Below are 19,500 nucleotides of genomic sequence, written 5' to 3'. Positions count from 1 at the left end.
TCTTAATTTTGAAATAATGATTAAAGTCCGTAGAAAGTACGATCGCATTTTTAAAAAGCGAGCAGTTGAATTAAGTAAAAACAGGAAGAATCTTTCTGAGCTAGCTCGTGAGTTAGGAATCTCTGCTGCCCAATTATATAAGTGGCGTAAAGAGTCAGAAGAGTTTGGATCAGGAAGTTTCCCCGGGAATGGAAATATGAAGCAAACGCCAGAACAAGAGCGGATTAGTTTCTTGGAGAAAAAACTTAAAGACTCAGAACTGGAACTAGAAATACTAAAAAAGGCCATAGGCATCTTTTCCAAGAGCGATCAGTAATATATAGTTTTATCAAGCAACATCAGGGGCTATATTCGATTGAAAAGATGTGTAAAGTTATGGGCGTTGGATCTAGAAGCTATTATGCTTGGCAAAAACGGTCCCAACAGACAAAAAGCGGGAAATGCAGCAATCTGGAGGACAAGATAAAGGCTATTTATTTCGATAAGAAACAACGGTATGGCAGTCCTAGAATAACAGCGGAGCTGTTGGATGATGGAATTAAAGTTTCTAGAAATACAGTCGCTAAGTATATGAAAAATATGGGGCTACGCAGTAAAATAGGCAAGAAATTTAAAGCTACAACCGATTCAAAACATGCACATAAAATAATGGACAATGTATTAGACCGAAATTTCAAAGCTTCAGAGCCTTCAAAAGTCTGGGTATCTGATATTACTTACATCCATACCAAAGAAGGTTTTTTATATCTAACCACCATTCTGGATTTATATGACCGCAAATGTATTGGTTGGAGTATCAGTGATGGGATGAAAACTGAAGAAACTTCATTGGCAGCTTGGAAAATGGCAATTAAGCACCGCAAACTGTCTCCTGGTCTAATTTTTCATTCGGATCGAGGCGTACAATATGCATGTGAAAAATTTAGTAACACGTTAGATTCCTATAAAATCATAACAAGAAGTATGAGTAGAAAAGGTAATTGCTGGGATAATGCAGTAGCAGAAAGCTTCTCAAAACGCTAAAATCCGAGCAGATTTACGGCAATAAGTTGATTACCAAGGGTCAGATGAAAGCAGAACTATTCGAATACATAGAAATCTGGTATAATCGAGAACGTCGTCACTCCACATTGGGAAATCTTACAATTGAGCAATTTAATAACAAAGAGCAAAAAATTAAAAAAGCTGCTTAACTAGCACTGCCGATTTTATTTGCAAGTCCAAGGATCTGAAACTAATGGACGATAAGTTTGATATAGGATATATTAGACTTACTTGGAGCTCTTACTACACCTAAGTGGTTCAGATTACCAGTGGTACTGCGTAGACCGTTACTAATATCACGAACCGAATCTGCCGAGGAAAAATGACAGAAAAGCATACAGCTGTTGATCCCTTTCTGATGTTTGTCACTTTTGTGCTTTGAAACCAAATCTTTGAATAATTCGCGGTCGATAAGAGATAAAATCTGACTAAAAACATTTAAATTTATCATGGCGGTGTGTTATAATTTTGCAATTTAAATATAGCAACTTTGCTATATCCAAACACCGCCACTTTTTAAACGTTTAGGACGCAAGTGAGTTTAAATGTAACAAGACAAAGTTCCACATCTACGAGCGGTCAGTTGTAGTTGAATCGTGGATATTTCTAACCAAATTGAGGGTAGATTTCAATATGGATAATTCACAAAAATAGATGCTAGCTAAAAACATAATAAATTTGTTTTAAAAGGTCGGTAATTAGATGGTTCAAGTTCCATTTTATAAATGATCAACAAGAGAACAAAACACAAGCGAATAATTTAATCGATGATCCAGTACAATCTAAATTCAGTTTGAAACGGAACAAAACACACTAGCAATGAGCTTCATGCATACTTTCGAAAACCTTTCAAACAAAATGTTTACGAACAAAGCCCTTCAATATTTAAAAATTTCGTATATTGCCGCACCTAATATCTACAACCGTGTACAACAAACTGAGTGATATAGAACTTATTGACCTACTCAATCAGTACGATCATAATGCTTATACAGAAATCTATGAACGATATTGGTCCGTTTTATATGTGCATGCCTTTCGTATATTACAACATGAAGATGAAGCATTGGATTCCATCCAGAATGTTTTTGAGAATTTATGGAATAAGGCTGGAAGTCTCGTCGTGCAATCTTCATTAAAAGCTTATTTATTTACCTCTGTGAGAAACTCTTCCTTAAATGCTATTGAAAAAAGCAAGACACGAAGTATGTATATAGATTCTTTAAATGAATTTGTGGATATTTACCGTTCGTCAACAGAGGAGGAACTATATTTTAAAGAGCTATTAAAAAAATTCGAATCTGAAATCGAAAATTTACCCCCAAAAATGCGTGAGATCTTCTTAAAGAGTAGAAATGAAGGATTGTCTTACAAAAAAATAGCAAAAGAGCTGAGTATAACTGAGAATACGGTAAAAACCGTTCTTCACAGAGCAGTTTTACAGTTAAAAAAGAAGCTAAACACACTAATAACATTCCTTTTCTAAAATTTTTTTGTTTTTTTTAAAATCAACGTATACTTTCACTCTTTCCGCCTGTCTTTATATTATAGAGTTTAGACTATAAAGAAATATATGGACAACAATAAAGCTGAAAAGCTTCTTGAAAGATATAATAAAGGTAAATGTACCATAGAGGAAAAAAAATTAGTTGAAGACTGGTACCTCCATATGCTGAATAAAAATGAGCATATCACAGCATCGTCTGAATTGTATAAAGTAAAAGCCAAATTGGACAGCCGTCTCTTTTACCAAAGAAAATCTAGGGTGTTCTACCGCTATGCTGCCGCTATTCTTGCATTTGCAACATTCACTGGCATACTTTACTATTCAAGTGATCTGCCTCAGAAAGCACCAAACCAGAAGATTGATAATAAAGAAATTGCTGCCGGAGGGAATAAAGCTATCCTCATACTCGCAGATGGAAAACAATTTGATCTAAGCTCGTCAAAAATAGGTACTATCACACAACTGAGTGGAATAAAAGTCGACTGCGATACTGTTGGGCAGATAACTTTCAATGTTCAAGATAGATCACTTAAATCTTTCTCTGAAAAGATGAACAGCATTGTAACTCCAAAGGGAGGCCAATATAAAATCATCCTTGAAGATGGCACCAATATTTGGTTGAACGCGCAGTCTATGCTAAAATTTCCTGAAAGATTTGCTAAGGATAACCGCTCGGTCGAACTAGTTGGAGAAGCCTATTTTGAAGTTGCGAAAAATAGAAATAAACCTTTCATTGTTAGGACTAAAGAACAGAATGTAAAAGTACTGGGAACCCATTTTAATATCAGCTCATACGCTGATGAGCGTATAGCCCGTACGACGCTTGTTGAAGGCAGCGTCTCAGTAAGCGACAATATCTCACATCGATCTGTTGTATTAAAACCTGGAGAGCAGATCCTGATCAGTGGAAATTCAATAGCAGTCAAAAAAGTAGACACTCAGGTCGATGTGGCCTGGAAAGAAGGAGACTTTATTTTCAAGAATGAAAATATTGAGAGTATTATGCGAAAGGTCTCCCGATGGTACCAAGTAGATGTGGATTTCATAAGCAAGAAGGAAGATATCACCTTCAGCGGTATGATATCCAAATCAAACAATCTGTCAGCTATACTGACAATGCTGGAATCAACAGGACAGATCAAATTTAAATTAGCAGGAAGGAGGATATCTATTATGATGTAAACAAATTGATAAACTACTTGAGAAAAGAAATCTGGAATGCGCTAACATCCCAGATCAAAAAACTTTGGATCAAGTAGTTAAATAGAAGCTCGAACTCAATTCAAATCACTAACCCAAATTAATCAAATATATGATTTTTAAATTTATTCCCGTTGAAAGACGGAGATTCTTTATGCGAGTAAATTTATCACTTGTTTGCCTTGTCGCCATGGGGGGGCTCCAGGCATATTCCAAAACCTTTGCGCAGATTTCAATTCAGCGCCAGAACATTACACTACCACAATTATTTCAGGAAATTCGCAAACAGAGTGGCTACGACTTTTTTTACAATGAAAGCTTATTGTCAGATAAAGATCCTGTAAATATTCAAATGCAGAATGCCTCTATTGAGAAAATCCTAGATTATTCGCTAAATGGAAAGTCCCTCACTTACGATATCAAAAACAGAATAGTTGTTATTAAACAATTAGAAAATAAGCAGCGAAATATTGTTGGAAGGGTTATCACCGAAGATAGATCGCCTCTATCTGGAGCCAGCATTAAAGTAAAGGGCCAGCCAAGAGTATTTTTTACAGACGAGAATGGTCATTTCTCTATACCCGCATCGGATAAAGTAACAGAACTTGTAATTTCATATATCGGCTATAAGGACTGTATTGTCAGGCCAGGTGATGAATTTATGGAGATTAAGATGGCCAAATTGGATAATCAGTTGGCCGAAGTGAGTGTAATTTCGACGGGTTACCAGAAGATCAAGAAAGAACAGCTTACGGGTGCCGCCTCCACATTAAGCGAAAAGGACTACCAACAGCGGGTAGCCGTAACCGGTAACTTTCTAGAAAATCTGGAAGGAAAAGTCCCAGGACTAGTCTACAATAGTATTTCTGGAGAAATTTCCATTCGTGGTGTCAGTACTTTTGACGCAGTAAAAAAACCACTTATCGTGTTGGATGGTTTTCCTACTGAAATCGACATAAACTCCATAAACCCAAATGATATCATATCAGTGAGCGTGTTAAGGGATGCAGCAGCAGCTTCAATTTACGGTGTACAGGCATCAAACGGTGTTATTGTTATAGAAACCAGAAGGGGAAAATCCGGTAAACCAACATTCACTTTTAGAAACACTTTTGCTTTTGATTCAAAGCCCGATTTCGATTATATGCGCTATCTCGATACAAAGGAATTCGTAGACTTACAGCGTGATATGGTCAGTACAGGCGGTGACGAAAGATACTTTTACTCAGATTATAACCCAATTGACCCAGTTACAAGTATACTATTCGATCTTAAAGATGGCCTTATAGATAACAAGCTTGCAGAGGAGAAAATTGGCGCTATAGCTTCTTACAACAATCTTGCGGAGTATAAACGGTTATTTTATAGACGTAGACTTGTCAATAACATCAATTTTGATATCAGCGGAGGTACGGAAAAAAGCACATATCTAATTGGTGTCAACCATATCGGAGAAAGAGCTCAGAAAGTAGGCACAGATAATAAAAAAACCATTTTAAATGTTGCCAACACTTACAAGTTCAACAAGAATATTTCATTTGATTTTAAAGGAATTTATTCAAATAACAGAGTAAAAAATGGCACTACACCAGATTATAGTGACCTCCTCCCCTTTGAAAGGATTGTCGACGAAAATGGTAATGCACTTCCGGCTACTTTTGGTGAATTCAGAGAAAAATTTTATGTAATAAATAAAGATTATAACGAGAGAGCCAAATCCCTAGGTTTGTATGACCAGCTTTATTACCCATTCGGAGAATTGTCCGCTACGACTCAAAAGACATCACTCAATTCTTTCAGGGCACAAGGCCGACTTAATGCCAAAATTACTGAGTGGCTAAATATCGATCTTGGCGGCGCTATTGAAAATGAACAGGGTGTGAACGACCTGCTTAAAACAGAAGATTCTTATAGAGTAAGGTATCTGGTAAATACTAAGGCAAAAAAAGATCCAGCAAAGGGAACCCCTTTATTCACAGACCTGCCACAGGGAAATTTTCTGACAAAAGAAACACTTAAAAATACAGCTTACACCCTACGTGCTCAGGCAAATCTCAATTACGAAACAAAAGATAAAAAACATAGTATTTCGGGAATCATTGGTATTGAACAAAGGCAAGTAAAAGCTGAATCATTTAAAACAACATTCTTTGGTTACGATGACCAGTCTCTTATCAATAAACCTGTCAATCTTCAGGTGCTTAATTCAAGGATAAAACCAGCCTTCAAAGAAGTCGGGGACTACGGATCAAGGTTTAACAGTAATGACTATTTTGGAGAAAAATATAGCGACAGAAGGTTCCGTTCATTTTATGGACAAGGAACTTATATGTTCAAGCATAAATATATCGCTACTGGAAGTATCCGTATAGATCAGTCTAATCTGTTCGGAGTAGACGATAAGTATAAAAACAAACCGCTTTGGTCCTTAGGAATGAATTGGCGTATGGGCGAAGAGGAATTTATTAAATCTGTTTCCTGGATCAATTCATTACAGATTCGGGCCGCCTCCGGCTTTAACGGCAATGTTCCAAGTAGCTTTAACGGACCTTTCCTGATCCTAACATCCGGACTTAATAATAGGTTTAACACTTCAGAGGTCTTTTATGATGTACTATCACCTGAAAACCAATCCATCCGCTGGGAAACAACAACTAACTATAATCTGGGGTTAGATTATGGATTATTAAAAAATAGAATATCAGGTTCTGTAGACCTTTATTATAAAAGAACAAAAGATGTATTTGGTACGATGTCCGCAGATCCAACATTAGGATTTAACCAATATAGTGCTAATACGGCTTCTATTGAGAATAAAGGTCTTGAAATATTACTCACTAGCGTAAATATTGATAAGGGCATCTTCAAATGGCGAACAAGTGCAACTGCATCCTTCAATAAAAATAAGGTTATTGAAGTACAGACCAAAGATAAAACTTCATCCCTGGATATCGTATCAGGCACAGACCTACAGAAAGGTTATCCAATGAATGCACTATTCAGTTATAGATACGCTGGACTGAATAATTTAGGGCACCCTGGAGTTTACGATAGAAACGGTAATGTGTTAGTTTTAAATACATACGACGATGCCGTCATTGATGTCGATTTTGATGATCTGGTCTATAGCGGTACAACAAATCCCAAGTATGTGATCGGTCTCAATAACCAGTTTTCTGTAGGCTCTTTCGATTTGTCTTTTCTTTTTATGTATTACGGCGGCCATGTTATGAGAGTTCAACAACCCAATCCTGATGAACTACAGAGCGGAAATGCGATAAAAGGTTCTTCAAACTACTGGAAAAAGCCTGGAGACGAGCTCGTAACTGCAATACCGGGACTCCCTGAGTATGGAACTCCTGAGAACTTTATGTATTCCGCACGGGACGGGTATACCTACGGAGACAGATATGTACGTAAAGCAGACTACATTCGGCTGAGAGATATCATCTTAACCTACAATTTGAAAAATGACTTCCTGCAAAAGGTCGGTCTATTCAATACTCAATTTAGGTTTCAGGTTCAGAATCCATTCAAATATACATTTAGTGGAAATGATATAGACCCCGAATCAATTGATAGACGGACAGGAATAAGGACTCTGCCACAAACTTCATTTTATAGTTTGACATTTTCCACTACATTCTAGCTTTTGTTCGGAAAACAAAAAAGATAAATATCGAAAAATATGACTTTAAATTGGCTAATAAGTTCCATAAAACAGCCAAACCCATCTTCCTGATGGAATAATACATTATAAAATGATGAAAAAAATACTATTGAAATTTTTGATTTTATTAACACTACTAAGTATTCTATCCTGTGGAGACTTTCTGGAAGTAAAGCCCAAGGGTGTAGTCCTGCCGGAAAAATTGACTGACTTTGAAAGCATGTTAAATTCCTTCACAATGACCCAGTCTTTTCCTTCTGCCCTACTTTATTGTACAGATGATTATTATGGCACTTATAGCGCCAAAGATAAAAGTGTCAACGCCAACCTATATTTCTGGCGGGAGGAAAAAGATATTAATGACCAGGTGAGCCCGGTTATCTGGGGGCAATTGTACAGGATCATCTACGATGCAAACGTTATCATCAACAATGTAATGTCTGCTACCGGCAGCAATGAACAAAAGAAAAAAGAAGTGCTGGGAGAGGCTTTATTAGCTCGTGCAGATGCCTATTTTACACTCCTAACAGTGTATGCAAAGAGCTATAATATAAATACTAAAAATACGGACCTAGGACTACCATGGGTAACAACGACAAATGTAACTGATAAAGTCCCCCCAAGAGCATTAATCCAGGATAATATAGACAGTATTGTCAATAACACCCTGCGTGCAATTGACTGTTTGCCATTAAATAATGTAAATCGCTACAGAGCAACAAAAGGTGCCGCAAAAGGATTTCTTTCAAGAGTCTATCTATATATTGCCGACTATACTAATGCCGAAAAATATGCCCTGGAAACTCTGGCCGTAGCCCATAAACTAACGGATTATAATACAATTGAGTCAAGTGATGACCTACCTATTGCCGATCTTGATCCTGAAATTTTATGGCAGCGTGGAAGTGAAGATAGAAATGTCCCGGTATTTATGTTGTATTCTGATGAGCTAAAAACATATTTTGATGAAAATGATCTAAGATACAGCATTTTGACGATCAGTAACAACAAAGGAATCAATCGAGGGGGAGCATATGGGGAAGCAAATTTTGGAATAACTTTTCCGGAAGTTTATTTGACCCTTGCTGAACTGGCGGCTCGTTCTAACCGTACCGCTGCTGCTATGGAATATCTAAATATAATCCGGAAAGTTAGAATAAAGGCTTCTGCTTATCAGCCCGCTACTTCACTGAATAAAGATGATGCTTTAAAATTGGTATTGGCAGAAAGGAGACGGGAATTAGCTTTTGGAGCCACACGCTGGATGGATATGAAAAGACTGGATAGAGATGGCCTGATGAAAGACGTCAAACGTATTAACAGGGAAAATTCTGAACTTCAGGAGACATTAACGCCACAAAGTAATCGTTACACTTTTCAGATACCAACTCGGGTGAGAAAATTCAATCCCAACATGCAAGTCAATTAAATGAACATAAAAAAATTAAACAAGATTTTTATCACATGAAAAATATAACACTATTCCTATTTTTATTCTTGAGCATTTCCGCTTTTGCTCAGTCATCTAAGCCAGTCCTTGTTGACGATTTGGTCCCAGAAAAATATAAGATATCAAATAACTACTTTCCAATTATAAAAGGTAGCTATCTATACAGTATATATGCATTGTCAACAAGTGATTTTATCAGTAAGGCAAGATCGCTACAAAAAGATATCAACGATACTTTTACTAATGAAACGGATACAGGTGCCAAAGCTTTAAAAACAAAAGATGTAAATTATTTCATCAAGGAGCTCGCAGACACTTACCGCAGAGGATATGGAAAAGATTCTGTTTCTTTGGAAGAATACTATAGACTTATTGGAGCAAAAGCAGATAAAAAGCAGCTGGATTCGGCCTATCAAAAAGCATATCCAAAGAAAATGAGCGAAAGTGACAAATTGCTATTGCAAAATTTCATCGCTGAAACTGAAGAAAATGTCAATGATGAGGACATGTTTAAAAGGTCTGCCAGCTACAGGGAATGGTTAGAAAGTAGAATCATCAAATTAAAGCAAACTAAATATAACGAAGAATCCCCCTTAGGGTATGACGGCGAATACATCGTCGAACTGAATGTCATCAATAGAGAAATTACCAACCCATTTATGAGGGAATATCTTAATTTTGACTATACCTGTTCTATTTTAAAAATGGTAAAAAATATTGAAGCGAGAGAACAGGCCTACTCTAATTTTATGAAGGTGGTTGTAAGCCCCTATTATAAAGATGAAGTATCAAAGGTATACGCTAATTTTAGAAAAACAGCTGATAATAAACCATCTCCGGAGTTCAATTTTAAAGATGTAAACAATAAAAGCGTATCCCTTAAAGATTTACGGGGCAAATATGTATACATAGATATCTGGGCAACCTGGTGTGCCCCTTGTAAAGCTGAGATTCCTTATTTGCAGAAGATAGAAAAGTTATATCACAATAAAAAAATATCCTTCGTAAGTATTTCTGTTGACAGAATGAAAGATTATGAAAAATGGTCAACTTATGTAAAATCCAACAACTTAGGGGGAACACAACTTATCGCTGATAAAGACTTTAATTCAGATTTTATAAAAGATTATAACATCAGTGCAATCCCTAGATTTATTTTAATAGCCCCTAATGGAACAATCGTATCTGGAAACGCAAAAAGGCCATCAGACCCGGAACTAAAAAAGCAATTAGATAAAATACTTTAAAATAAAAAGATTAACCTCTTGTGTACGATTAAAAAGTAAACAAGAGGTTCTCTTATGACCACTAATCCTTGAAAATAATGTATATTTCGAGTACTCTTTCCAATATTTATAATTTGGTAATTATCTGAAAGCCTGTTTACACAAGTACGGAAAAACGAATTGCATAGGGATAAATTTATCCCATATTGTATATTTTCGAACATTGACTTAATTTTGGAATATGTACGAAAAGAAAATACCTTTAAGTCTCAACTGTGGTTTAGACCTGATTGGTGAAGTTCTCTATGGTAAATGGAAAATAAGATTATTGTGGTTTATCAATGAAGGGTACAAACGCCCAAGCGAACTCCGGCGCAAAATGGATATAATGTTGAAGTTGACCCCTCCGCTGGACATACTGACCCCTCTATCAAGGCTTTCTTCAGTCCAACTGATGACCTGACAATATTACTTCTTTTTTCTTAGACTTTCGCCTTTAAGTTCGATTCTGTAAGATCCATGGATCAGTCTATCGAGTATTGCGTCTGCAATTGTATCTTCACCGATTGCATATTCCGGAGTAAATTGACCCCCTTGGTTATTTTGATTTATTTGGGATAAGATTTTTAAGAGTTATTCCAATGGCCGGTAAATCAAGACCCATGAGTCAGATAAAACAATTGATAAGATTGAAACAGCAGGGCTATGCCATAAAAGCGATAGCACGTTGTTTATCACTGAGTAAGAACACCGTAAAGACCTATCTTTTCAAGATCGGTCAGGCAAAGCTCAACATGAACGAGCTGCTGGAACTGGAGGATCCGATTCTCGACGGGCTTCTGAATGCCGGTAATCCAGCCTATCGTGATGCCCGGTTTGAGGATTTCAAAGAGCGGCTTTCCTATTTTCAGCAAGAACTCGGCCGTCCCGGTGTTACCCGTAAACTTCTTTGGGAAGAATATAAGCAAAGCGTGTCGGACGGCTATGAACTTTCACAGTTCTGTTTCCACCTGGGGCAATATCTCAAAGTACAGAAGCGCAGCTCGATGGTCATGGAACATACGCCAGCAGATAAACTTTATATCGACTTTTCCGGCAAGAAGCTTCATTTTATCGATGGCAATACCGGTGAGATCATAAATTGTGAGATATTTGTGGCCTGTCTTCCTTTTTCCAATTATTGTTATGCCACAGCTGTGCCGAGCCAGAAGACACCCGACTTTTTGGACGCGCTGGATAAATGTATACAGTTTCTTGGCGGGGTGCCAAGATGTATCGTTCCGGACAATCTTAAGTCTGCGGTTATAAAAAGTGACAGGTACGAACCGGAAATCAACCGCTGTATGGAAGATCTGGCCAATCATTACGGTACTGTTATCGTTCCTGCACGCGCTGGAAAGCCCAGGGACAAGAGTGCCGTAGAAAACCATGTAAAGATCATTTATACGCAGGTATTTGCCAAACTTCGAAACAGGAGCTTTTTCTCATTATCAGCCCTCAACAGCGCCGTTGAAGACTGTGTATTGAAGCTGAACCAGACGCGTATGCAGAACAGGAGTTATTGTCGGCAGGAACGGTTCCTCAGCTGTGAAAAACATCTTCTGTCAATTATCATCAGAATGCCGCCACCGATTCTCACTAAAATGCCTCCACTAATATCATAAAAAAATCATTCATTCTCATGCTCCCCGGTTAATTCGCTTTCCTGTTTTCTTGGTCTTCCTCTTTTTCCCTTTGGAGCTTCTTCGTTCGGAAAGAGATCCTGCAATTCCATTAGGTTTTTCACCCGATAACTATTGCCATTGAGTTTTACGATGGTTGCATGATGGACTATCCGGTCTATGATGGCCGAAGCGATCACTCTATCCCCAAAGAGGTTCCCCCAGTCCTCGAAGTTTCGGTTGGTGGTGATGATCATCGATCCTGTTTCGTACCGTCTGCGTACGATTTCAAAGAAGTCCTCCATACTGTTCTGTGGCATTTTCTTAAAGCCAAGTTCATCGAGTATCAACAGATCCGGCTTCAGGAAGCGCTGCAGTGTCGTCGCGTAGCTGCCGTCGGCCCGTGAGGCAAAAAGTCGGTCGACCATTTCGTTGGTGTGCACGAACAGCACCCTTTTACCTCTCTTGACCGCTTCCAGCCCGATAGCATTTGCCAGATGAGTCTTTCCCACTCCGGGTTTGCCCATGAATATGGCGTTGGAGCGTTGTTCGATGAACCTGCACGATGCCAGATCGGACAACTGTCTTCTGTCGAGTCCAGGTTGGTAAGTCAGGTCATAGCTATCAAGTATCTTTTGGGTATCCAGACGGGATTCTTTTAGCCGGGACTGGTAACCATTGGCCTGTCGTTTGACCGTTTCATCTTCAACGAGCAGCTCGAGGAATTCCAGATAGCTGATCTGTTTTTCCAGGGCATGTCTGTTTCTCATTTCCAGGTTTTGGGCCATCGTGGCCAATTTTAGGTGGCGTAGGCTTGCCAATAATGTTTCCATATTATATTTATTTATATTAGTTTGTTAAACGGTCATATAGACCCAGTTCGTGTTCGTATTCACAGGAATAGGCCATCGGGACCGGCTCGTCATAGTTCTGCTGGTACAGCTCGTTCTCGCATATCCGTTTGACCTGCTGGTAGCTGAACGCCCTGAAGTGGAGCGCACGTTTGCACGAAAGGTCAATCTGCTGGTCGGTAAACCGCTTCCTTAGTTTAAGGACCCCACGGGTCATGGGGCCCCAATGGGTAGGAACCGCGGCCACAAGATGCTCAAAGAAACGTGCCGTGTAGGGGCCAATTCCGGCCATCTGATGTTGGTATTCCTCCCTGCTTACGTTCTTTTTGTATTCTGGTCGATGTTCCTGGCGGGAAACGTACATACCGATCTGCCCGCTGACCTGATGGACCGCTATCTGGATGCTCCCGTCAAATATTTTCAAACAGGTGCCGTTACTCTCCAGTCTGACGGTCTTACCGGCGTAGGTAGACGGTACCGAGTAGTAATTATGGCGGTAGCTGACATGTGCCAGCCGCGTGACCTTTCTGGAGCCGACTTCCAGAATCTCGTACCGGAGCAGCGGAAGGTCCATCAGTGCCGGCTTTTCGCTTTGCTGGAACATCGCCAGTGGTACACGCCGCGTGGTGCCGTGGACACGCTTATTACAGGTTTCTTCGTTCCAGACCTTTAGTCCGCAAAGCAGATCGTGGTAACTGTTACCTTCAAAGCCCTTCAGGAAATTGTTCTTTACATATTTGATCGAAGATTCTACCTTTCCCTTATCCTGCGGCCTGCGGGGACGGCAGGCAATCCCCGCGCACCCATAGTAGGATAGAAATTCCGAATATTGCCGCTGCAGCTCCGGTTCATACAGGTCCGGAGTGGTCACTCCGGACTTCAGGTTGTCAAGTTTGACCGTACGGGGAACCCCGCCGAAATACTCGAAAGCTTTGATATGGCAATCCAAGAATTCATCCACACGTTGACTGGTAACCAGCTTATAGAAGCTGTACCGGCTATGGGAGAGAACCATGGAAAAGACCCATACCTTGACAGGACGCCCGTTCCGTCGAAAGATACCCAGATAGCCGAAGTCTACCTGCCCTTCCTCTCCCGGGTCGCTGTGCAACGGTACATATACTTCCTGTTTCTTTAGTCTCTCAATGCTCCTGGCCACACTCGGGTAGGATACATCCAGCCCATGTCGGTCCCGAAGCCGCTGGTGGATGAGTACCGCGCTCAGCCCCTTGTCCCTATATTCCCGGATATCTTCCAGATAATCGTCAAGCCGCTTTGGCCTTATCTGGGGCAAGGGTTCTTCAAGCCCACGGGCCAGCGATTTCTGGATGCGTGAAACGGTCTTGCGGCACATCCCAAGTTCCGAGGCTATCTCACGAATCGACTTCCCGTGGGACAGCAGTGTTTTTATCGTATTATACATTGCCACTTTATACATACTGTCGGAGATTAAAACTTCCCGACAAATTAAACCTTAATTAAATATCAAGGTGGCGGCATTTTAATGAGAATTAGTGGGGGTGTTTTAATGAGAATTAACATCTTCTGTTACCATTACCCGAGCATCGCTTTGCACTAAAATATTATGCGGAGCTTAAGATCGGTGAAAACGGGCACGTCTATCTTGGCAGGGACAGACACTTCTATAGTGCACCCAGTTGCTATATCGGAAAGAAAGCACAGGTTATCTACACCAAAAATCTCGTGCACATCTTTGTTGGAGGAAAACAGGTCGCCCTGCATCAGAGGAGCCCAAAACAGAATGCTTATACCACCCTGGAGGAACATTTGGATGCCAAGTACCGTGAGTTCAGAAAAAAGAACCCTGCCCATTACCTGACAAGAGCAAATGCCATATCCCCGGTATTCAGTGAACTGGTACAGATGATCTTTGACCAGAAGCGCCATCCTGAACAGCTTTACAGGACATGTGATGGGCTGTTCAGGCTTCAAAGGACCTACAGCGACCTGTTTATAAAGGCCTGTCGGGTGGCTATTACTCATCGCCAGCTACGGTATAAGTTTGTTGAAGGTCTTTTAATAACCGGTATGGTAAACTTTCCGGAGCACGGCGGGGCACCGACCGAAAAAAAACTTCCCCTGCACGAAAATATCAGGAACCGGGAGTATTATTCATAACATAAAAATCAATTACAGTGAACATCGAACACAACATGAGAAGTCTCCGCCTATTGGGTATGTAGCGTAGCTGGAAAGCATTGGTAGAAACGCGTCGTATGACAGAACTTAACTTTGAGGATGGATTGCAGCTTCTCCTGCAGTCAGAGCTGGACAGCAGGGAAGAAAAACGGTTTGACAGACTAAAAAAGAATGCTGCCTTTCGTTATCAGGCATCGATTGAGGAGTTCAATATGGATCCCAAACGCGGTATGGACAAAGCCCAGATTGCAGACCTGATTACTGGCGGGTATATTGAAAGAGGTGAGCCGCTACTGATATCGGGCGCGACGGGGTGCGGAAAAAGCTTTCTGGCCTCAGCCCTTGGGTTAAAAGCGTGCTCACAGGGAAAAAAGGTCTTATACTTCAATCTACAGAAGCTGCTCCAGCGAACCAAGATTGCCAGACTGGAAGGATCAATGCACAAACTTCTGGACAGGATTGCAAAATCTGACCTGCTGATCCTGGATGACTTTGGTCTTGTAAATCTGGATCAGCAGCAAAGACTGGACCTGATGGAAATTATTGAAGATAGGCATGCCAGGTCATCCACCATTATAGCCAGTCAGCTTCCGGTCGCAAGCTGGTATGATGTGATTGGGGAAGATACAATTGCGGACGCTGTATTGGACCGGATTGTACATACTTCTCACCGAATTGAACTTAAGGGTGAAAGTCTAAGAAAAAAAAGGTAATATTGTCAGGCTATTGGTAAAAATCCCCCAGATAACCAAAATCAGAGGGGTCAGTATCGCCGGAAAGGGGTTAACATCAGGTTCTTCCCCACTTTTGGTGGTAATCTTATCATAATTGTCGTGTGCAGACCGTTAAGATTATAATGAATGCCTCAAAACTCGTTTTTTCAAACGGGGATCGCTTCAAAGTGATATCGGTTGACAACAGACAGGACGAACTTCGTATTTATGTTCAGAGTGGCACCGGGTCTGTTAGCTGTCCGAACTGCTGTATCCCCTCGAAAAGAATCCATAGTTATTACACACGTAAAATCGCAGATCTTCCGGTTTTTGGAAAAACATCCGTGATTTTTCTTCGCTCGCGTAAGTTTTACTGCCGTCATCAGGAATGCCCGTTTAAAGTATTCACTGAACGTTTCGAGCATTACTTTAAGCCTTACAGGCGGAAGACCGACCGTTTGGAAAACAAGATCCGGCAGCTGGGACTACTGGCCGGAGGCAGACCTGCTGAGCGAATCTGCGACTTAGTGTCGATGCCTTCCAGTGACACGACTATACTGCGACTGATTGAAAACGAGGCTTTTTCACCATCAGAAGGTGTGACTGCTGTCGGGGTGGATGACTGGGCCTATAAAAAACGGAATAGCTATGGTAGTATCCTGGTCAATCTTCACACAGGGAAAGCTATCGACCTTCTGCCTGACCGGGAAGAAGAGACGTTGCGAAAATGGCTGGAAATGCGTCCGGAGATTAAGGTAATGAGTCGGGACAGATACAGTAATTACCAAAAAGCCATCATCGCCGGTGCACCACAGGCTATACAGGTAACCGACCGTTGGCATCTGTTGAAAAATCTAAGCGAAGCAGTACAGAAAGTATTGGTCAGGCAGTATAGCAAAGTCAACGCTATGCTGTCCCCGAAGCAACCCCTGAACGAAGCGGAAAAAGCGGTCTGCGGCCAAAATATCTCTGGTGGAGACAAAAGGTCCGAAGAGAATCCCCAAGGTGGAATCCGCCTTCAACGGTTCAAACAGCTTAAAGAACTGCAGGGAAAAGGGCACTCTATACGTGCGATGGCACGACATCTGAACATGAGCAGGCGAACTATCAAGAGATATCTGGATATGAAAACCTTACCCCGCAGATCACAAAGCCGTAACAACCCGATAGAAAAATTTTTTCCGTACATCAGAAAGCGTATGGAGGAGGAATCCGACATCTTGCTGACTACAATATGGCAGGAGTTAAAATCCCAGGGATACAAAGGAGCCTATTCTACCTTGTCAGAAGCCTTGAAATACTATGGGGTACAGGTAGGTAAAAAAGCTGGGCGTACAAAGAAGTTGCCTACGCAGGCTGGAGCATCCTTCAAACCAGCATCAACAGCGATCTGGTTCGTGTCCGATCACGCTAAGTTAAAAGAAGGCCAGCAAAAGCTTATCAGCGAATTATGCACATCTTCCGAAGACCTGCAGGAGATTTTCACGCTTGCTCAATCCTTCCGAAAAATGATGTCTGAACGGTCAGGTAATACGGATCTGAAAGAATGGATTGACAAATCAAACAAATCCGGAGTAAAGGAGATGGCCTCTTTCGCCAAAGGGCTGCTGGCCGATTGCAAGGCTGTTGAAAATGCACTCAGCCTACCGTGGAGCAATGGTCCCGTAGAAGGAAACGTTAATAGACTGAAAACGATTAAGCGGCAGATGTACGGGAGAGCTGGGTTTGATCTGTTGAGGAAACGTGTGGTATATTCTCCTTCATGACACCAAAAGTGGGGAAGAACCAACATCACCGGAATATGCAGAGGGGTCAGTATGTCCAGCGGAGGGGTCAACTTCAACATTATATCCATCACGAGCTGTTACAATTTATCGAAACACAATTTGAGCGATTTTAATATTCAGGAGCTTGCATGAGCAAACTCCTTTCTATTTAATATAGTTGAGAAGATTATAGAAATTTAATCTAATAATCTCTTTTACATCTTTTTCTGTAATAAGCCATTCTTCCGACAAATAGGAAATCACGGTATTTACTTGGCCAGGTTTTATAGGATAATCATTTTCATTGATAAAAGGCCCATCCGTTTCCGTCAATACGAGATGCTTAGGCAATTTAGAAATTATCTTTCTCCCTGAAATAGATTTTATCATAGCAGGATTAATAGAGAAAAAATATCCTGCCTTAGCAATAGAATCAATCAAATTTACCCCTCCTGAATACCAATGAAAAATTGCAGATTGAATATTATTCTCAATTAAGAGATCAAGAACTTCTTTCTCTGCTTTTCGGGAATGAATACTCAATATTTTTTTTTGCCCTGAAATAATCTTAAGTATTTTAGAAAAAGTATCTATTTGAATATCTTTTGTAAAAATACCTTCTTTGGAAAAATCCAATCCAACCTCTCCAATATATGATGTTCTATTAATGTTTTTTCTAAATAAACCAAACTCTTTTTTATGAGAGTCAGCCATTAAGGGATGCATTCCTAAAGCCAATCGTATCTTTTTTAATGATTGGAAATGGGAATACCCCATTTCAAAATGGCTTGGCAGATTGGTCATTGCTAATACAGTTATATCAGCCCTTACACAATCTTGCAGAACTTTCCTTGGATTTGGATATAAATCTATATGGCAATGTGTATCAATAATCATCTAATTCCCAACTCAGATTTTACAAATCTGTTCCCTTTATCATTAAACAATTGCAAGACTTCTTGTTTAGACCTTAATACCATCTCTGCATATTCTGTAAGATTATGAATTTCAATATTTCCGTTCACTAATAAATCTCTTTTCATTCTTTCCAAAGATATATTTTTTCTCAAATAATTGATTAATGCAGGTAAATCATTACTGTAATTCCGTGAATCAGCTTTAGTAATAAAGTTACCATAATGATTTTCGTTATCTAATCCTGCTTTGTTTAAAGCGGCTCTTCTATAAATGCAAGGCATACAAATTCCACACTCTTGAACTCCAATTTTTACTTGCCAATTTTGTCTCCTACCTCTTTTACCACAAGAAACTGAATCTTGAAAAATGCTTTGTAAAATCCTTTGATTCGTACATTCAATAAACATTTCCCCTTTCGTTTTAAATGTATAAGGATTATGTATTCTTGTAAATAGCCCTAAATCTGCAAGTAATTCTTGAGTGTTTTTTAAAACATATGGATGAGTTGTTCGTGTACTTAAAGAGCTTACTCTTGATGGAGTAAGAGGGTAATTGATTGAGATTGTACCATTCTCAGGTATTATTAATTCGTCAATTGGAGATAGATAGCAACCTAAACCAATGAAAAATAGAGAACGACTGCGGTAATTATTCTCAATGGTTACTCTATTTCCATCACTGTCTTTTCTTGATAATGCCAATTTTGATTGCACCCAATATATTCTATTTGGATATTGAGCCACTAAATGCTTCAATAACTTTTTCTGGTCTCCATTCGGACCAGGAGATTTTGAATCAAAATGAGAGACTAAGAGTATTCTTTCATTATTACTAAGCTCTTCCAATTTATCAATAACTCCAATTAAAGAATCTAAACCGCCTGAAAATAAACTTACGGATGCAATATTGTCCTTTTCATAACTTGGAATTTTCCTTCTGTTAGCACGTGGTTGAAACAAATCAACATCTTCTATTTCTCGGAAAGAAATTTGCCAATTATCTCCGGTTAGAAAATCTAAAATCTGTTTTAATTTTTCTTCTCTACCACTCCAAATAACTAAATTATTCACCGGAAACTCTACTTCTATATCCCTTGTCCAACCATCATTTGAATAAATAGCCCTACTAAGTAAATTATCTACACCATAAACTATTGCAGATACAAGAAAGAAATCAAATTTTACAGAAGTAAAATCGCTCGTAAAATCAAAAACTCTTTCATAACCTAAGAAAGATAATGGAACTTGTCTATTCACTCCGTTATCTATATAACAAAGTTGCAAGTCTGAAAATTTGCCATAATCTGCGTTATCAATAACTATATTTACTCTCAT

At 39.6% G+C, this 19,500-nt stretch carries 17 protein-coding genes and 1 pseudogene; 12 read left to right on the top strand and 6 right to left on the bottom strand.

What is annotated here, in order from left to right; genetic code table 11:
* Nucleotides 1-16: 16 nt before the first annotated feature.
* From FGL37_RS25620 to FGL37_RS25610, 3 genes are read left to right on the top strand one after another with little or no spacing between them, the layout of a single operon-like run.
* Nucleotides 17-316, top strand: a complete 300-nt coding sequence (locus FGL37_RS25620; RefSeq protein WP_028070427.1) for a transposase — start codon at nucleotides 17-19, stop codon at nucleotides 314-316.
* Nucleotides 316-1,023, top strand: coding sequence for an IS3 family transposase (locus tag FGL37_RS25615; protein ID WP_197734541.1), 708 nt, complete (start codon nucleotides 316-318; stop codon nucleotides 1,021-1,023). Before FGL37_RS25620 ends, FGL37_RS25615 begins: the two co-directional genes overlap by 1 nt.
* Before the next feature lie 44 nt (nucleotides 1,024-1,067).
* Nucleotides 1,068-1,193 carry an IS3 family transposase gene (locus FGL37_RS25610; protein WP_232048752.1) on the top strand — a complete coding sequence of 42 codons (126 nt, stop codon included), beginning with the start codon at nucleotides 1,068-1,070 and terminating at the stop codon, nucleotides 1,191-1,193.
* Nucleotides 1,194-1,234: 41 nt separating this feature from the next.
* Here FGL37_RS25610 and FGL37_RS26185 read toward each other — a convergent pair whose 3' ends face one another.
* Nucleotides 1,235-1,495: a DUF4372 domain-containing protein gene (locus FGL37_RS26185; protein ID WP_028070428.1), complete on the bottom strand. Its 261-nt coding sequence runs from the start codon at nucleotides 1,493-1,495 to the stop codon at nucleotides 1,235-1,237.
* A 474-nt stretch (nucleotides 1,496-1,969) separates the two neighbouring features.
* Between FGL37_RS26185 and FGL37_RS20885 the strand changes: the two genes are divergently transcribed.
* The 5 genes from FGL37_RS20885 to FGL37_RS20865 all read left to right on the top strand — a co-directional run bounded on the left by FGL37_RS20885 (nucleotide 1,970) and on the right by FGL37_RS20865 (nucleotide 10,118).
* The gene (locus tag FGL37_RS20885) at nucleotides 1,970-2,530 is read left to right on the top strand and encodes an RNA polymerase sigma factor (RefSeq protein ID WP_160169501.1); all 561 of its coding nucleotides are present in this window, start codon (nucleotides 1,970-1,972) and stop codon (nucleotides 2,528-2,530) included.
* An 87-nt stretch (nucleotides 2,531-2,617) separates the two neighbouring features.
* Nucleotides 2,618-3,733: a FecR family protein gene (locus tag FGL37_RS20880; RefSeq protein WP_028070430.1), complete on the top strand. Its 1,116-nt coding sequence runs from the start codon at nucleotides 2,618-2,620 to the stop codon at nucleotides 3,731-3,733.
* A 172-nt stretch (nucleotides 3,734-3,905) separates the two neighbouring features.
* Nucleotides 3,906-7,400 (top strand): SusC/RagA family TonB-linked outer membrane protein, encoded by a 3,495-nt coding sequence (locus FGL37_RS20875; protein WP_160169502.1) that lies wholly within the window; start codon nucleotides 3,906-3,908, stop codon nucleotides 7,398-7,400.
* 112 nt (nucleotides 7,401-7,512) lie between these two features.
* Nucleotides 7,513-8,850, top strand: a complete 1,338-nt coding sequence (locus tag FGL37_RS20870) for a RagB/SusD family nutrient uptake outer membrane protein (RefSeq protein WP_028070432.1) — start codon at nucleotides 7,513-7,515, stop codon at nucleotides 8,848-8,850.
* Between the two features lie 35 nt (nucleotides 8,851-8,885).
* Nucleotides 8,886-10,118, top strand: coding sequence for a TlpA family protein disulfide reductase (locus FGL37_RS20865; RefSeq protein ID WP_051606993.1), 1,233 nt, complete (start codon nucleotides 8,886-8,888; stop codon nucleotides 10,116-10,118).
* 447 nt (nucleotides 10,119-10,565) lie between these two features.
* Here FGL37_RS20865 and FGL37_RS25605 read toward each other — a convergent pair.
* Nucleotides 10,566-10,664: pseudogene (locus FGL37_RS25605) on the bottom strand (ATP-binding protein); the annotation flags it as partial.
* A gap of 95 nt (nucleotides 10,665-10,759) precedes the next feature.
* Between FGL37_RS25605 and istA (FGL37_RS20850) the strand changes: the two are divergent.
* Nucleotides 10,760-11,761 carry an IS21 family transposase gene (istA, locus tag FGL37_RS20850; protein WP_171019313.1) on the top strand — a complete coding sequence of 334 codons (1,002 nt, stop codon included), beginning with the start codon at nucleotides 10,760-10,762 and terminating at the stop codon, nucleotides 11,759-11,761.
* Between the two features lie 5 nt (nucleotides 11,762-11,766).
* On the opposite strand, the gene istB (FGL37_RS20845) is transcribed toward istA (FGL37_RS20850), so the two are convergent.
* Together istB (FGL37_RS20845) and istA (FGL37_RS20840) are read right to left on the bottom strand one after the other, a co-directional pair.
* Entirely contained in the window at nucleotides 11,767-12,591 is an 825-nt protein-coding gene (gene istB, locus FGL37_RS20845) for an IS21-like element helper ATPase IstB (protein WP_081817988.1), read from the bottom strand.
* Nucleotides 12,592-12,607: 16 nt separating this feature from the next.
* Entirely contained in the window at nucleotides 12,608-14,047 is a 1,440-nt protein-coding gene (istA, locus tag FGL37_RS20840) for an IS21 family transposase (RefSeq protein WP_051607276.1), read from the bottom strand.
* Between the two features lie 107 nt (nucleotides 14,048-14,154).
* Between istA (FGL37_RS20840) and FGL37_RS20835 the strand changes: the two genes are divergently transcribed.
* From FGL37_RS20835 to FGL37_RS20825, 3 genes are all read left to right on the top strand, one after another.
* On the top strand, nucleotides 14,155-14,748 hold the full coding sequence (locus FGL37_RS20835; protein WP_407695586.1) for a Mu transposase domain-containing protein: 594 nt from the start codon (nucleotides 14,155-14,157) through the stop codon (nucleotides 14,746-14,748).
* Between the two features lie 80 nt (nucleotides 14,749-14,828).
* The gene (gene istB / locus FGL37_RS20830; RefSeq protein WP_262709475.1) at nucleotides 14,829-15,482 is read left to right on the top strand and encodes an IS21-like element helper ATPase IstB; all 654 of its coding nucleotides are present in this window, start codon (nucleotides 14,829-14,831) and stop codon (nucleotides 15,480-15,482) included.
* A gap of 143 nt (nucleotides 15,483-15,625) precedes the next feature.
* Nucleotides 15,626-17,248 carry an ISL3 family transposase gene (locus tag FGL37_RS20825; protein ID WP_138097002.1) on the top strand — a complete coding sequence of 541 codons (1,623 nt, stop codon included), beginning with the start codon at nucleotides 15,626-15,628 and terminating at the stop codon, nucleotides 17,246-17,248.
* A gap of 165 nt (nucleotides 17,249-17,413) precedes the next feature.
* Here FGL37_RS20825 and qatD read toward each other — a convergent pair whose 3' ends face one another.
* Complete coding sequence (gene qatD, locus FGL37_RS20820) at nucleotides 17,414-18,145, bottom strand: Qat anti-phage system TatD family nuclease QatD (RefSeq protein WP_028071707.1); 732 nt, start codon at nucleotides 18,143-18,145, stop codon at nucleotides 17,414-17,416.
* Nucleotides 18,142-19,500 carry a Qat anti-phage system QueC-like protein QatC gene (gene qatC, locus FGL37_RS20815; protein WP_051607275.1) on the bottom strand — a complete coding sequence of 453 codons (1,359 nt, stop codon included), beginning with the start codon at nucleotides 19,498-19,500 and terminating at the stop codon, nucleotides 18,142-18,144. The genes qatD and qatC overlap by 4 nt, the downstream gene beginning before the upstream one ends.

It is taken from the genome of Sphingobacterium thalpophilum, assembly GCF_901482695.1.
GTDB lineage: Bacteria > Bacteroidota > Bacteroidia > Sphingobacteriales > Sphingobacteriaceae > Sphingobacterium > Sphingobacterium thalpophilum.
The sequence above is the reverse complement of the archived record's forward strand: the minus strand, read 5'-3'. Positions and strand labels throughout refer to the sequence as shown.